We start from the raw sequence: 15,315 nt of genomic DNA on the forward strand, positions 1-15,315 counted from the left end.
CAACCATAGCTAACAACCATAGCTAACAACCATAGCTAACAACCATAGCTAACAACCATTGATTCAGTTTGTTATATCAGGGATAGAAAATAAAGTGTATGTAGTAAAATATGTTGAGTAGTACTATATGCATGTAGATGCTTATTTGTACGTAGGGAGGATAATTATTTACACTGTAAATACGTAATACGGATAGGAAGTACTAAAGGGAGCGTTTGAGATTTACACTGTAAAGCAATAAAAGGGAAAGTCTATTTACACTGTAAATAGACTTTATCTATGGTTTTAAATTTACACTGTAAATAAGTTATGCGGGTTGTGATTGCTTCTCTGTGATGAATCCTTGATAGCCGCCAACGAATAATTCAGATAGCCGTTCTAATTGCGTTTCGGTTTCTACTCGAGTTGCGATCACTTTAATATTAAGGCTGTGTGCAGTTCTACAAATTGAAGATAATACCGCTGATTTTGTTTGATCATTCAATTGGTGAGTGTATACGTAATCAATCTTTACGTAATTAGGTTGCAACTCTTTTAGATAGGTTAAAGATTGAAAATTACGCCCATAGTTATCGATACCAAAACCAAAATCGTATTTACGAATAATAGAACATAAAATACCTGTCGCATCTGGATGTTTGATACAACTGATTTCTTGAATTTCAAAAAATAGTCGAGAGCTGAGTAATGTATTCTTTTGTAATAAATTATCTAACCAACGAATAAAGCTTGGATCATTAATACAACTATTGGTGATATTTATTGCGAAGGGGCCTATTGTTCTATCGGCATTTAATTTATTGATGATTGCAACAATAACATGTCGGTCAAACCAACTTCCTATTTTTAAGTCTTCTATCGCCCCTAAAAACATACCTGCTGAATAGTAGTTATTGTTTTTCTTAATCGCGGTAAAAACCTCATAATGATAATTTATACCATTTGATAAAGTGGCGGGTTGATATTTATAAATAAACAAGTCTTCACTAATGGCTTCTTCAAGTAATGCTTTCCATTGTTGTTTTCCCAGCGTTATTTGGTTATTTATATCTTTAATGATTGCCATTGATTCATTAGGCATTATTTTTGCTTGCGTTAGTGCATTATCCAGTTGGGTTAATATCTGACTTGGTGTACTTTTATTTTCATTAAAGACTAAGCCAATTGCGACATTGTCATTAATAGTATTGGTACTTAAATCATTAAAAACATTTATTAATGATTTACTACAAATTTTCAGTTTTTCAATCGATATATTAGGAATGAGAATAGCAAATTCATCTTTAGATAGGCGAGCAAGGGTTACATCATTAAAGGTTAATACTTCATTTAATCGTGTTGCTATAGTTTTTACTAACTCATCGCCTTTTTTGAATCCTTCATTTTGATAGCATTCATTGATTAAATCAGTTTGAATTAGTCCTAATCCTCCTTTATAGGATTCATTGAGCCATGAACTGAGTTGGTGAATAAAAAAACTACGATTACCTAAGCCTGATATATTATCGAGATAAGCTTGTTGCCTTAATTTCATTGCTTCATCTGCTTGATTTTTAAAATTAGCATCTAATTGGTAACAGATTTTATTAAATGCACGCACAATAATGGCTAAATCTGATTCGTTGGGTATGGATAGTGGTGCTTGATTTAAATTCTCTATTGTTTTAGCTCTTAGTGTTAATCGGGCTAACGTTGCGTGGTTTTTAGAACAAATAAAATAAACAAGTAAACTAGAGATAATTGCAATGATGATATTTGCCAATACAGTATGTGTACTTATTTGCCATAGTTGTTGATAATTAAGTATTGGTTGTGCGGTTATTGTTAATAAACCTAATGATTGATCGTTATGCTCGATTATTCGTTGTTCAGTATGAGATGGAATTTTAAATAAGTGTTGAAACCAATTTGGCGAGTGAGTAGTGGGTATAATATTATCTTGACGAACAAGCTGATAAGCGTCAGTTGATGTAAGGCTGATCTGACTATAATTAGTCTTTGGAAATAATTGATTAATGATGATGGATAATTTTTTTTCTTGGTTTTCTGACACGATAGGCGCATTTAGTTTTGTAAATGCTTGGGGTAGTATAACTAAAGCTCGATTAATATCTGCTTGTGACGTTATGATATGTTGATATTTTAATGTTGAATAGCTTGAATAAAGTTGTTGAGCAGTAATTGCACTAACAACAGAGCAAACTAATACGGTTAGACTAATAACTTGTCGTTTGAAAAGTGTCATAATTTGAGCACCAAAAAAGTTAAGTGCAGCACTCAATGAGTAAATGGTTGATAGAGAGATGCTGAAGATGAAGATATCTGATTGATATAATTTATCAAAACTCAGCGATATACAGTTGATTGTTTCTTAACAAAAGTTGTTTTTCGCTAAATGCGTCTATTTCTTTTTGCAACAAACGAGAGTTTACAATTTAGAAGAGCTTTTATTCAGTTATTCATGATGATGTAGGTATTAATTATTAAGTGTTTTTAACGAGGAGAGAGAAAATGGATTTGACTGATATTCGTCGAGAATATACTAAAGGCGGTTTACGTCGTGATGATTTGCCAAGTGAACCACTTGTTTTATTTAATCAGTGGCTTCAACAAGCCGTTGATGCTAATTTGCCTGATCCTACCGCTATGACTATTGCGACCGTTAATGCTGACGGTCAACCCTTTCAACGGATTGTGTTATTAAAAGATATCGATAATGAAGGTTTTATTTTTTATACTAATTTGAGTAGTCGTAAGGCTGAACAATTACGTATAAATAATAAAATAAGCTTACATTTTCCATGGCATATGCTTGAGCGCCAAGTACATGTTACTGGTTATGTTGAACAATTATCAACTCTTGAAGTAATGAAGTATTTTTCAAGTAGGCCTAAAGAAAGTCAAATAGCCGCTTGGGCAAGTAAACAAAGTTCTCGGCTTTCTGCTCGTCAGGCTTTAGAAGGGAAATTTTTCGAATTAAAACAGAAATTTGCAGCAGGTGAAGTACCTCTTCCTAGTTTCTGGGGAGGGTATAGAGTTAAGTTTGAGTCGATTGAGTTTTGGCAAGGTGGTGAACATCGATTACATGATCGTTTTATTTATTTACGTGGTAACAATAATAACTGGGATGTCGAACGTTTAGCACCATAAGCTAATGAATTAGCAGAGTAATTTGTACTCCGCTAATGTTATTAATATTCTCGTAATATAATCGATTGCTGTGTTTTCAACATACTTTCTGGTATATGAGAACCAAAGCCAGCATCAAGTGCTAATTCAATCAATTCACCTTTTGAATTAGCATTGAATTTGTCTCGTAATCGAACAACATAGTTTTCAACAGTTTTGACTGCTAATTGTAATGTTTTGGAGATATATTGCGGTTTTTTACCGTACAGTAGTAAAAATAATACTTCTGATTCGCGTGTATTAAGAAAAATGTTTAATTGTTGATTATTAAAATGATTACTTTTTTCTTGTTGGTACTTGATCTCGCTAGAACGGCAAAGCCAATGTCCAATTTCAAGTAAAGAAGTGTCTTTTAGTTCTATACCTGAAAAAATAGTCCCAATAATTTTACTATTGTTATCTCGCCATGCTGTTTTTGTAAATAAATGTACTCGCCAAGATCCATCTGCGTACGGATGAATGTCAAGTATACGTAACCGTTTTTCGGTTGTCATTACTTGCAAATCTTGTTGTTGAAATATATATGCATATTTATCGCTTAAATGAGGAATATCAAAATCAGTGAAACCAATGCAATCTAGTGGATTATTAAAACCTATGATTTTAGAGTATTCCTCATTAACATAAACAAAAACTGAATTTATATCTTTACAACCCCAACAACCAGGTAATTGGTTCAATATATCTAATGAGGGGTGAGTACTATGAGTGTCCATTTATTATGAGCTTTATGTCTATTATTAATTATAACTTTCGTTAATTGTAATGAGTTTATTACATTGGGTAAATATATATACCATATAATGCTCATTTTATAAGCGAAAATGTATTGAATAAAAAAAGCCGATCATAGCGATCGGCAAAAAAAGAACCTAGACTCCTGAGAGTATAATCCTGTACGACGTGTAGAAGAGATAATCAATAAGCGTTGTTATTTGATAGTACATATTACAACCCTTATTGATTTTATCCTTACGGATAAGTATTAATATTTACCAGTGTGGTTAAAATATTAATATGGTAACTATATATAAGCCTTAGGCAACAAAATAGGGGGGAAATCACCCGTTGACATTACGATTTAGTATTGCTAGTCATGCTCGTCTGTATGTCTTTTTAGACATTATTGTGCCAGATAAGCTTTTTACCAAAACTTAAGCTATTGTCTGTCATTTTTATCATCGTTAGTTTTATTTTCCAAATTGGTGCGGAAATAAACTTTGCGGATGGAAAAATAGTGTAATAAAGATTTTTTGCTTTTTCTGAATCTTTATTTATTAGCTTTTCAATATGACCTTGAAATTGAATACCTTTTATATCAATTATATTCTTTGGTTGAGGAGCTATGGTACCAACAATATTATTATTGAGTATCATTAATTGACTATGTTTACTATTTTCACTTGTCATTATAAATAGTGACATTTCATTTGAATTAAAAACATAATAACAATTAGCACACCATAGATCAGAAGAATTATTTACACATAGTGTTAACAGGTGATTACATTTTATAAAGTTACATATATGTTTGATATTATCCATTATATACCTCGAGCTATTTATTAAATTATACACAAAAGGTGATTGTTTTTATTTTTATAGCCTAATAAAAATGAATAATTATACATAATTAATGGTAGATATTATGAAGGTAGGAGTGTGATAAGTAAAATTATTAGGTCATGGAACGATGATCAAGGGATCGATAAAATCATTGAAAATTTAAGATATCGTTTTTTTTAACACATTGTTTATAAATGTTTTTATTATTATAGTTGGTTTAGTGCCATCAATGTAAGCTTGTTTTTGCCTTAGTTAACCATATATTGGCCAGTAGATTTTAGTTGAAGTTACATTCCCCGTAAAAAATCGTATCTTGATCATCGTTCTGTTACTGCTTTTGTCGTTTTTTTCTTAGAAATAAGACAATGAATAAGTAATGAGACAATAAAATCATAAGTAATAAATTTATTATTTATGATGAATGTCTATAAAGGCGGAATTATGTTGAAGTATATTGGTGTTTTTTTTGTTTTTTTTTCATTAAATTTAACTAGTTATACTGTGTACGCTTCAACCTTTCAGAATGTGGTTCTAACTAAAACAGTGACAAATATTACGCAACGTAGTGAAGCATCAACCTTGATCGATGCTAAGCCTGGCGATGTGATTGAATACAATATTTATGTTGTTAATAGCACCAATAGTGCTATTTCAAACATTAATATTTCTGCGGCTATTCCTCTATTTATGGTGTCGACAGCGATCATTGATTGTAGCAATAGTTATTTACCGTCGTCATTGCGTTGCCAAATTTTGACGCCTGATGGTCTTAACGATTCTGGGTATCAGGGTGGCATTATTTGGCAATTATTTGGCGAACTTGAGGCTGGTGTTACGACACGAGTAAGTTATCAAGTGATGATTAAATAATAGAGCCACCGGTTCTTTGCTTTATAGCTAACCATACTCCCGCTATAGCGTATGATTATCGATGAAGCGCTGTAATATTTGCAGACTATCAGGTGAATTAGCTTGTTCCGCAACTAAAAAGTAATAAATAGCATTTTCATGGTCAGCAACTAAATTAAATATTTTTTGGTGTTGTTGTGCATTTTTAGCCTGCTGTTGATAACGTTGTTGATAAGGAGCAACCCAAGCAACCATCGTATCAATTAATGCAGTCCATGGTAGATGTAGCCATTTACTTGCATCTTCAACCCCTTTTTGTGCCATTTTTTGATCATAATTTGGGCATGTTATACCTAATGGAATTAATGCTATTTTTAACTTTTTTGCGGTAATTATTTCAATCTTTAATAAGGCTTGCAATTTGTTGTTACAGTTATTGTCACTATACTGTTCAATAAATGTAGTAAAAAAGCTAATACCATAAAGCTCACCTAAGTAAGCATTGTGTAAATGATTGAGTGTCATAGTTGATCCATCATAATGAGTATTTCAGTTATGATATGCTGTTTTGTGGTAAATGTTGAGTATCAAGGAGCGAGTTATGGCGTTGAATATTTTTCCATCTTGGATTGGCGGTTATGAAATTAAGCAACATATTACTAACCCAAATATAGAGGTGGGTGATTATAGCTATTATTCAGGCTATTACCATCAGGATCACTTTGAAGATCAATGTGTTCATTATTTATTAGGTGATCAATCAAGTAATGAAGTGTGGCAATCGGGTGTTTTTGGTGATGTTGATAGACTCATTATTGGTCGCTTTTGTTCAATTGCCAGTGGCGTTGTAATTATGATGGCCGGTAATCAAGGTCATAGACATGATTGGATTTCATCTTTTCCGTTTGATTTTGCTGAATTTGGTGATGGAGTAAAAAGTGGCTTCGAACGAGCAGGAAATACTGTTATTGGTAATGATGTTTGTCTAGGCGCTGAATGTGTGATTATGCCGGGTGTTATTATTGGTGATGGTGCTGTTATTGGAACTCGTGCAGTAATTACTAAAAATGTTGACCCTTATTCGATCGTTGTGGGTAATCCAGGACGGTGTATTAAAAAACGATTTACAGTGCCGCAAATTAGTTTATTACTTGAAATGCAATGGTGGAATTGGTCACAATCACAGTTAAAAGCAGCAATGGCAATTATGTGTAGTGCCAATATTGATCGTCTTTATGATTATTATATAACAATGGATAATCCATCAGCAGATTAATAATTTGTTATTGACTCTAAAAAAAGCGAATTATTTGTGATCGGTAATGTTTTCTTACTATTTAGTATTCGCTGTAAGAATGCATAGCTGGTAATATTATTTTTATTAAGTCTATGCCATCACTCGATTGAAATAATAGCGCTAAAATGACGTTTATTTGAACTTTTTGATTGAAATTTCACGTATTGTTATTAATGACAGCTTAAAATATGAAAAAATTTACATATTAAATTCAACTTAATTTGATTAAATGGTGCAGATTTATGCGAATTAAATCGATTTTTAGTCTTTAAATTGATCTAAGCCAGTAAAATTTAAATTTTTAAGTGGTTTTTGAAACAAAAGTTGAGACATTAAAAAAAAATTGAGTAGTATGGGGTAGAATATACTTACTGAGTTAAATGAATATTACGCATTGAACTGAGTAAAAAAAAACTGGATGTTGTTAATAAATCCGAAATTCGCCCTTAAATATTCTGATGAGATAACCATGAGCAATTCTTTAGTTCTTGTAATCAATTCTGGTAGTTCTTCACTTAAATTCGCATTGATTGATACAGTAACCGGTGAAGCTACGTTAAGTGGTCTTGGTGAGTGTTTTAATCTTCCTGAAGCCGTTGTTAGCTGGAAAGTTAACGGTGTAAAACAAGAGTTCAAACTCAATGGCCTTGATGGTCATCATCAGCAAGCAATTGATCGTATTGTTGCTTTAGTTGATGAGCTTGGTATGAAAGACAATATCGTGACAATTGGTCATCGAGTTGTGCATGGTGGAACTAAGTTTAATTCTACTGTTCATGTTGATGAGCAAGTAATGGTTGATATTGAAGCGTTGAGCGATTTAGCTCCGTTACATAATCCTGCCCATGTTTTGGGTATGCGCGCCGCAGCAAAAGCTTTCCCTACATTGTCACAGTTTGCTGTGTTTGATACGGCTTTCCACCAAACCATGCCAGAAAAAGCATATACTTATGCAATTTCTAAAGAAGTTTGTCAGCAATATAATATTCGTCGCTATGGCGCTCATGGCACAAGCCACTATTATGTTACTCGTGAAGCTGCGAAACGAATTAATAAACCTGTTGAAGCATCAAGCTTTATTTCGGTTCACCTTGGTAATGGCGCATCTGTATGTGTTGTTAAAAATGGTGAGAGTATTGATACTTCAATGGGTTTCACCCCGCTTGCTGGTCTGATGATGGGCACACGTTGCGGTGATATTGATCCAAGTATTCTTGAATATTTATTAAAGAAAGGTTGGACGCCAGAACGTTTACATAACGAACTTGTTAGCAACTCTGGTTTCTTAGGTATTTCAGGCTTAACTAGCGATTGTCGTGGCATTATTGAAGCAATGGACGCGGGGAATCATGACGCTAAACTTGCATTTGAAGTCTTTAGTTACCGTGCTGCGAAATATATCGCGTCTTATATGGTCGCATTAGATGAACTAGACGGTATTATCTTTACTGGCGGTATTGGTGAGAATTCATTACCTGTACGTCGTGAAATTATGCGTTTATTGAAGATTTTTGGTTACTGTGAAGATGTTGCGGGTAATGAAGCGGCTCGTTTTGGCGCTGAAGGTATTATTAGCCAGCCAAATACGCCATTAGCGATGGTTATTCCAACCAATGAAGAATTTGTGATTGCACAGCAATCACTAGCGTTACTGAATGCTGAAGCATAAGTAGTTGTAAGCATCTTAGATGGAACGCTAAGATGATATTCTGAAGTGGAACGCAGAATATAGTGAACAGGAAAATGGCTTTGGACATATGTCTAAAGCCGTTTTGCTTTTTTGCGTATTAATGCTTATTAATTATTAGGTATACAGCATTACAGCATTTTTTTAGGCGGAGAATGTTGGTATTTTTAAATATTTATGATGATTATTTCCTCATCACGCCAGCGATAAGTTATATCTTGTGGGTTTGTTTGACACCCTTGGCACTCTTGACTGCATGTTTTTATTGGCTCACAACGTTCTATTTTTCCTCTTTTGATTAAATCATCAAGTAATATCAATAGCCATTGTGGTTCACTGTTAAATTTTTTGGTGAGCTGAATTAGTGAAATGATTTTCGCTGTTCGTATCGCATTTCTCACGGCAATTAAGCTAGTCATTAATGACATCCTCCACTTTTATGTTGTGGTGCTGTGGTTGGAATTGACATTTGCCAATCAACTTTTTTACTTAAATAACGAATTCCAACAATGAAACTGGTGAGTAGTAATACTGCAAAAATCACCCAACTGATGGTGGCTATTGGATGTGCCATAAAGGTTGCAGTTTGGTAGAAACCTATCGCTAATGCATAAGCAACAGCGATTCCCCAGAAAGTAGAAAACCAAGCCCAGTTACGACCAATTTCTTTCGCAATAACTCCGATTGTCGATACACATGGCACATACAATAAAACAAAAATTAAATATGCATATGCGCCCGCCATTGATCCAAATTGATTCTGCATTTGCCCCATTGAGGTGGTATTCATGGTGCCATCAGCTTCGCTGGCTTTGATTGGATTTTTAAGCGTAGTTAATGAAAAGCTATTCACTACACCATTAATCGTATCTTGCCATGCTGTTTTTAATTCAGCGAATAGATGGAACGAGTGTGATCCATCAATGATCTGCTTATTGGCTAATTCAGCACTATAAAGGGTATTAAGTGTACCAACGACAACTTCTTTAGCTAAGAAACCCGTTAATAAACCAACGCTTGCAGGCCAATTTTGTTGACTCACTCCCAGAGGGGATAAGACAGGTGTTACCCAACGGCCAATATCAGATAATGCTGACTGTTGTTGCTGACCCGGTTCAATAACTCGTCCAGAAAACGTAACACTATTTAGCGCCATCACAATCATACAAATAGGAATGATAAGTCGGCAAGCTTTTACTAAAAAGCCCCGTAAACGACTCCAACTATGAATTAATGTCGTTTTAACACTGGGTACATGATAGGTCGGTAATTCCATTATGAAGGGCGATGGTTCTCCGGTTAATAATGTTTTCTTTAGTATAAAACCCGTCAGTACTGCAACCAAAATACCTAATAGATAAAGAGAGAAAACAATCAAGCTGCCCATGCCTTGAAAGAATGCCGCAGAAAAAACCCCAAATATTGCTAATCGAGCACCACAAGACATAAACGGTGCCATCATTGAGGTTAGAATGCGATCTCTTGGTGTTTCAAGCGTACGTGAGGCCATGATTGATGGAATATTACAGCCGAATCCAACAATTAAGGGTACAAATGACTTACCCGGTAATCCTATCGACTGCATCAAACGGTCTATCACAAAGGCTGCTCGTGCCATGTAGCCACTGTCTTCTAATACCGAAAGATATACGAACATTAATCCTATTTGAGGAATAAATGGCATTACTGTATTGATACCACCGCCAAGGCCTTGTGCCAAAATAGCCGTTAGCCAAACAGGAAAACCGAGATATTGGCATAGCCACGCAGTACCATGAATGAAGATTGCGGCTGAGCCTTGATCAAAAATAGGTTGGAGCCCGCCACCAATGTTAATTGCAAACCAAAACATTAAATACATGACGAACAAAAATATGGGTAATCCTAGATAGCGATTAAGGACGATAGAATCGATCCATTGGGTTAATTTGTGCTGTGTTGCCTGTTCATGAGAGGTACATTGATGGATGAGGTTGGCGACGGTTTGATAGCGAGCATCTGCAATTAATAAATCAGGCTGTTCATGGTATGTTTGATAAAGTGAATGTTGATAATGTGTTACGTGAGTAGGAATATTCGTATTTATAACATGATGTTGTGCTGAAATGTCAGATTCAAGTAGTCGTAATGCTAACCATTCTTTATTATTATTTGCAATTAATGTGGCAGGGATTTCTGCTGCTAATTGTGTGATTGCTTGATGTAACGGTGCTGGAAATTCTGTTTTAAATTGAGATAATTGAGGCGTAATAAGTTGTTTTTCTATTGCTGCTTTTAATGGCTCGACACCTTTGTTTTTATTTGCAATTAAACTGACGACTGGGCAACCAAGTTGAGCAGATAATTTTTCACTATCGATGATAATATTTTTTTGGCGAGCAATATCTAGCATATTGAGCACAACTAGACAGGGAACATTCATTTCAAGTAGTTGTAATGTTAAGTAGAGATTACGTTCAATATTGGCGGCATCAACAATATTAACCACAAGATCCGCTTCACCACTTAAAATATATTCACATCCAATTTGTTCATCAAGAGATCCTTGCTCATCAAAGGAGCTCATTGAATAAATACCAGGTAAATCTACCACCGTAACAGTTTGGTTATGGTAGTGATAAAGTCCTTCTTTTTTATCAACGGTTACACCAGCCCAGTTACCGGTGCGTTGTCTTGAACCCGTTAAAATGTTAAATAATGTGGTTTTGCCACAGTTTGGGTTTCCCAATAAGGCAATACTATTTGCCATTATTATTTCTCCGAACATAGTCTGATAATAGGAAAAGTAGCTAATAAAATTGAGATTAAAAGTATATTAACGTTATTAGTTTGATTATTTAATATAAATGTAAATAGCTATCAATTACATTTATATCGGGGTTGATAGCAACCGTCAAATATTATTTGAAAAATATGAGTTATTTATTATGGATACTGATTTTTTAGGCATAATTATTACACACTAAGAATGAAATCTTTTATATATTAAGGATACGATTAACGTAGTGAACTTTTATTGTTATTACTGAAATGAAGAATAGTTAATAAAAATGGCTTACATTTAGTTGTCTATTTATTTTTGTTAAATGATACCTATTGTCGGTATCATGCCGTTAATTAAAGGGGAATGTTAACTTTAGTCCATGACGCAACGGTGAGATGTTATAAGCGGTAAGTTTTAATACATTCAAAAATCATGCTTTAATCTGAATAGTACCTAATTTGACCCAATTGTTATTTTTTATGGTTACATTTGCGATGCGGTTAATATTTGTTAACAGTTATGTGTTTTTGAAAACGATTGTTTTAGTTTATTATCACTGTGTTTATAATCAGTGTGTGAAATGTTTTATGTGGTTTGAGAGCAAAAAAAATACAGCTACAGTGGATAAAGATAAATTAATTTCTGAAATTCATGAGCTTGTTTTAAAACAATATAGTCAACATGATATAAAATTAATAAAAAATATCACCTCGAAAGGTAGTATTGAGTTACATTTTGCTGTGGCGGGTGAAGATGTATTACAGATGAGTATTGAATCATCTAATGTTTAATTGTTTTATCAGAAAATCAGCCATAATTATTTATGGCTGACGATAATGTTAAATTATTAATTTGTTATTGAATGAAAAAATATAATTAACTGCAGCATACGTTATTATTGTATAACCTAATAGTTCAGTAGTTTCTTCCGCAATATTTTTTACAATACGCTGAAAATCAGAATTCATTACTTGATGCCAAAAAACTTCCATACCAAATAATCGAGAGAATACAAAAATAATGGCTAATCCAATGCATAATATTGGAAAGTTTTTGTTTTTTACAAATAAATATAATGTGTTAAGTGTATTTTCTCGTTTTTGTATCGAGTAATAAAGTGCTGTAATTGCAGTGATTATCGCTGGATAACCCCAAAATCCATGAAAGACTAAATTATCAAAAAATGAATCGAGTTCTCTAATTAATATACAATAAAAGAAAGCTGAAATTAATATAAATCCATGATGATATTTTCTATCTGTGAAGCTAATAAACAAAAAAGATCCCGCTGTAATAGTTAATAATATTTCTTCACTCCATTCTGTTAGTGATTGTTCTGTTATATTATTATGTAACGTTAAGACATCGTAACGAACAGTAAGAATAGGTAGCGTAACAAGAATTAGAATAAAAATGAAATTAATGAATTTCATAAGAATATATTTAAAATGTTCAGTCATAATCTCACAATTTATTTTTTATAATTATCCTTTGAATATTATTTGATTAAATCAATTAGTTACGATCCCTGTGAGTAGGTGCGAATAATAGGTTAATTAATTGGTTATTACAAAGTATAAATAAGTAAAAGACTTTTACTAAAAGCTATTAAATTGTTTCATACGCAATAAGTTAATTAATAGAGGATGTAAAGTTAATACTGTTGTTTTATAAATAGGTAAACGATAAGTATTTATCTCGTTGAGCTAAAAGATGATCAATAACCCCTTTTTTATTAATTGTCGTTATCACCATATGATGTGGAAATAGAACGACTTCACCATTATTAGCGGCAATTACAGCATGAGTAAAACTATGCCATAATGTTTTTTTGTTACATGGGATGTCGCCCAGTACAAGGTGCTGCGATTGATGCCACTTATTCACACCCTCACTTAGAGTTGTTTTTTAAAGAAAGAGATCAGATTATTGCTGAAACAGGGACGGTATCAATGGGGCTTGGAATGGCACATTTATTGATAGAATATATGCTTTGATAACTTATTCTATAGCATGATTGTTAGTATATATATTGTTATTGATAATAAAAAACGCCAACCATTAATTTAATGATAGGCGTTTTTATTATTTAAAGTAGTATTAATTTACAGCGGGTTGTTGTGCTAATTTGCGGATTTTAATTTCTTCAAATAAAGCAACAACAGCCATTAATACAAAACAAGCGATCGCAGCAGCTTTAATTGCGGCAAAAGTACCAGTCCAGCCATCAAGACCAAAGAATGGGTTACCTTCTGCAATATAGCCAAGACCAATTTTTGCAAATGAATCACCAATTAGGTAAGCAAATGTACCTTTAACACCGTCAGCTGCGGCTAGACCTTGTTTTGGTACAAAACCGATAGCTGCCACACCAATAAGTAATTGCGGTGCAAATACTAAGAAGCCAAGTGCAAATAATGATGCTTTATAAGCAAAGATAGAATCAGCGTGTTGGTAGTAACCTAGGGTAAATACAATACCAATTAAAGCAATGCAAGATACCGCGCCACGACGACCATTAAATAAGTCTGATAATAGACCCCATAAACATGTACCAACTAAAGCACCCACTTCAAACATGGTAAAGCCAGAGTTTGCAACATCTTTAGAGAAACCTAAAATTTGGTGTGCATAAACTGTTGACCATTGGTCAATACCGCTACGTACGATATAAAGAAAGACGTTAGCAAAACAAAGTAACCAGATCACTTTGTTAAAGAGAACATATTTCTTAAAAATTTCCATTTTAGTCAGTTTGTTTTCTTTAACTGCATTATCTTCTTCTGAAATGGGTTCTTCAAAAAGTTCTTCTACAGTACCAAGACCATAAGCTTCAGGGCTATCGTTACCCATAAAGAAGCCGATGATTGCAATAATGATAGCGATAATTGCTGGGAAAATGAACATCCCTTTTACATCACCACCAAAGAAGTAATCAGCACCAAACATAGCAACAGCAGCGGCTAATGCACCACCGGCATTATGTGATATGTTCCAGAAACCAACGCCAAGGCCACGACGATTACGTGGTGTCCAGTTAGTAATGGTTACTACTGAGTTTGAACCACCACCTGATTGGAAGAAACCAGATGCGGCATAAAGGATGGTCATCATAATAAATTGGCTAGAACTTGGTCCCATGACTAAGCCCATACCAAGAATACAAAAACCTGATAATAAGAGACCTAAAGGAAGAATGTTTTTCGCATTCTTACCGCCAGACCAGTAATTTAGAACAGTCTTACCAACACCGTAAGTAATTGAGAATCCAAGACCGATAGTACCAAGCTGGGTTAAACTCATGCCGTAATCAGAAATCATGTCATTCTGGGCAATGTTGAAGTTTTTACGGACCAAATACATGGCCATATAACTAACGAAAACTACTAAATAGGACTTTAAAAAAGGAGAAAACCATAGTTTACGACGTTCTTTTGGCGATAGGTCAAGCGTGGGCTTGCGGACTCGTTTAAGTATTGATAATTCCATCGGCTGGATCTCTTAGGGCTTAAATAAGATTTGTATTAATAAGACAAATCACTATAGCGAGACGATACCGATACTATTGATAAATGGATTAAGAATTTTTCCTAGTTTTTTTGTGGAATTTTAAATCTCAAAGTTAGATCACGTTTTTTGATATTTGCTATGAAATCTTTGGTTTCATTTTTGATGAGTTTAGGGCGTAAATATTTTAATATTATGAGTACGTTTTCACAGAAAGCAATCAAATTATAAGAATGAATTATAAATAGTATTATTGACAATGATTATTAGTAACAAAATTTTATTAGGTATTTAACTGTTTTTTATCATATTATAATTTTGTAATATATTGATTATTAATATAATTCACAGGTAGATATCATTATTGATTATGATTTTTGTTAAAGATTACATTTTTAAATTTGCCTATTATCGATTTATCTACCATAGTTTAATTAACCTGACCTGAGATATATC

General features: G+C 33.5%; 14 protein-coding genes. 5 read left to right on the forward strand and 9 right to left on the reverse strand.

The window, feature by feature from the left end; all coding sequences use genetic code 11:
* Positions 1–307: 307 nt before the first annotated feature.
* Positions 308–2,245, reverse strand: a complete 1,938-nt coding sequence (locus GLP24_RS10860) for a bifunctional diguanylate cyclase/phosphodiesterase (RefSeq protein WP_221943001.1) — start codon at positions 2,243–2,245, stop codon at positions 308–310.
* Between the two features lie 266 nt (positions 2,246–2,511).
* Here GLP24_RS10860 and pdxH point away from each other — a divergent pair, with 266 nt between their 5' ends.
* Positions 2,512–3,150: a pyridoxamine 5'-phosphate oxidase gene (gene pdxH / locus GLP24_RS10865; RefSeq protein WP_152653310.1), complete on the forward strand. Its 639-nt coding sequence runs from the start codon at positions 2,512–2,514 to the stop codon at positions 3,148–3,150.
* A 41-nt stretch (positions 3,151–3,191) separates the two neighbouring features.
* Here the strand turns inward: pdxH and GLP24_RS10870 are convergent, their stop codons facing one another.
* Both GLP24_RS10870 and GLP24_RS10875 read right to left on the reverse strand, forming a co-directional pair.
* On the reverse strand, positions 3,192–3,905 hold the full coding sequence (locus GLP24_RS10870) for a helix-turn-helix transcriptional regulator (protein ID WP_221943000.1): 714 nt from the start codon (positions 3,903–3,905) through the stop codon (positions 3,192–3,194).
* A gap of 400 nt (positions 3,906–4,305) precedes the next feature.
* A complete protein-coding gene (locus GLP24_RS10875) occupies positions 4,306–4,734 on the reverse strand; it encodes a YhbP family protein (protein ID WP_101770250.1) in 429 nt (142 codons plus the stop codon).
* 462 nt (positions 4,735–5,196) lie between these two features.
* Here GLP24_RS10875 and GLP24_RS10880 point away from each other — a divergent pair, with 462 nt between their 5' ends.
* Positions 5,197–5,625, forward strand: coding sequence for a hypothetical protein (locus GLP24_RS10880; protein WP_101769354.1), 429 nt, complete (start codon positions 5,197–5,199; stop codon positions 5,623–5,625).
* A 42-nt stretch (positions 5,626–5,667) separates the two neighbouring features.
* On the opposite strand, the gene GLP24_RS10885 is transcribed toward GLP24_RS10880, so the two are convergent.
* A complete protein-coding gene (locus GLP24_RS10885; protein WP_232616007.1) occupies positions 5,668–6,129 on the reverse strand; it encodes a hypothetical protein in 462 nt (153 codons plus the stop codon).
* A 76-nt stretch (positions 6,130–6,205) separates the two neighbouring features.
* Here GLP24_RS10885 and GLP24_RS10890 point away from each other — a divergent pair, with 76 nt between their 5' ends.
* Both GLP24_RS10890 and GLP24_RS10895 read left to right on the forward strand, forming a co-directional pair.
* A complete protein-coding gene (locus GLP24_RS10890) occupies positions 6,206–6,880 on the forward strand; it encodes a CatB-related O-acetyltransferase (RefSeq protein WP_269154987.1) in 675 nt (224 codons plus the stop codon).
* Between the two features lie 490 nt (positions 6,881–7,370).
* The gene (locus GLP24_RS10895; protein WP_232616008.1) at positions 7,371–8,570 is read left to right on the forward strand and encodes an acetate/propionate family kinase; all 1,200 of its coding nucleotides are present in this window, start codon (positions 7,371–7,373) and stop codon (positions 8,568–8,570) included.
* A gap of 185 nt (positions 8,571–8,755) precedes the next feature.
* Here the strand turns inward: GLP24_RS10895 and GLP24_RS10900 are convergent, their stop codons facing one another.
* Positions 8,756–9,007 (reverse strand): FeoC-like transcriptional regulator, encoded by a 252-nt coding sequence (locus GLP24_RS10900; protein ID WP_232616009.1) that lies wholly within the window; start codon positions 9,005–9,007, stop codon positions 8,756–8,758.
* The gene (gene feoB, locus GLP24_RS10905; protein WP_232616010.1) at positions 9,007–11,337 is read right to left on the reverse strand and encodes a Fe(2+) transporter permease subunit FeoB; all 2,331 of its coding nucleotides are present in this window, start codon (positions 11,335–11,337) and stop codon (positions 9,007–9,009) included. Before feoB ends, GLP24_RS10900 begins: the two co-directional genes overlap by 1 nt.
* 602 nt (positions 11,338–11,939) lie before the next feature.
* On the opposite strand from feoB, the gene GLP24_RS10910 reads away from it, so the two are divergent.
* Positions 11,940–12,143 (forward strand): hypothetical protein, encoded by a 204-nt coding sequence (locus GLP24_RS10910; protein WP_232599478.1) that lies wholly within the window; start codon positions 11,940–11,942, stop codon positions 12,141–12,143.
* Between the two features lie 48 nt (positions 12,144–12,191).
* Here GLP24_RS10910 and GLP24_RS10915 read toward each other — a convergent pair whose 3' ends face one another.
* The 3 genes from GLP24_RS10915 to uhpT form a co-directional block, all read right to left on the reverse strand.
* Positions 12,192–12,812: a hypothetical protein gene (locus tag GLP24_RS10915; protein ID WP_232616011.1), complete on the reverse strand. Its 621-nt coding sequence runs from the start codon at positions 12,810–12,812 to the stop codon at positions 12,192–12,194.
* 208 nt (positions 12,813–13,020) lie between these two features.
* Positions 13,021–13,239, reverse strand: a complete 219-nt coding sequence (locus tag GLP24_RS10920; protein ID WP_232575386.1) for a hypothetical protein — start codon at positions 13,237–13,239, stop codon at positions 13,021–13,023.
* A gap of 213 nt (positions 13,240–13,452) precedes the next feature.
* Complete coding sequence (uhpT, locus tag GLP24_RS10925; protein WP_152653317.1) at positions 13,453–14,841, reverse strand: hexose-6-phosphate:phosphate antiporter; 1,389 nt, start codon at positions 14,839–14,841, stop codon at positions 13,453–13,455.
* Positions 14,842–15,315: the final 474 nt, after the last annotated feature.

The sequence above is a fragment of the Photobacterium carnosum genome, assembly GCF_021236965.1.
Taxonomy (GTDB): Bacteria; Pseudomonadota; Gammaproteobacteria; order Enterobacterales; family Vibrionaceae; genus Photobacterium; species Photobacterium carnosum.

Coding starts and splice junctions, on each gene's coding strand:
- GLP24_RS10860 (WP_221943001.1), bottom strand. CDS start 2,245: ATGACACTTTTCAAACGACAAGTTATTAGTCTAACCGTATTAGTTTGC.
- pdxH (WP_152653310.1), top strand. CDS start 2,512: ATGGATTTGACTGATATTCGTCGAGAATATACTAAAGGCGGTTTACGT.
- GLP24_RS10870 (WP_221943000.1), bottom strand. CDS start 3,905: ATGGACACTCATAGTACTCACCCCTCATTAGATATATTGAACCAATTA.
- GLP24_RS10875 (WP_101770250.1), bottom strand. CDS start 4,734: ATGGATAATATCAAACATATATGTAACTTTATAAAATGTAATCACCTG.
- GLP24_RS10880 (WP_101769354.1), top strand. CDS start 5,197: ATGTTGAAGTATATTGGTGTTTTTTTTGTTTTTTTTTCATTAAATTTA.
- GLP24_RS10885 (WP_232616007.1), bottom strand. CDS start 6,129: ATGACACTCAATCATTTACACAATGCTTACTTAGGTGAGCTTTATGGT.
- GLP24_RS10890 (WP_269154987.1), top strand. CDS start 6,206: ATGGCGTTGAATATTTTTCCATCTTGGATTGGCGGTTATGAAATTAAG.
- GLP24_RS10895 (WP_232616008.1), top strand. CDS start 7,371: ATGAGCAATTCTTTAGTTCTTGTAATCAATTCTGGTAGTTCTTCACTT.
- GLP24_RS10900 (WP_232616009.1), bottom strand. CDS start 9,007: ATGACTAGCTTAATTGCCGTGAGAAATGCGATACGAACAGCGAAAATC.
- feoB (WP_232616010.1), bottom strand. CDS start 11,337: ATGGCAAATAGTATTGCCTTATTGGGAAACCCAAACTGTGGCAAAACC.
- GLP24_RS10910 (WP_232599478.1), top strand. CDS start 11,940: ATGTGGTTTGAGAGCAAAAAAAATACAGCTACAGTGGATAAAGATAAA.
- GLP24_RS10915 (WP_232616011.1), bottom strand. CDS start 12,812: ATGACTGAACATTTTAAATATATTCTTATGAAATTCATTAATTTCATT.
- uhpT (WP_152653317.1), bottom strand. CDS start 14,841: ATGGAATTATCAATACTTAAACGAGTCCGCAAGCCCACGCTTGACCTA.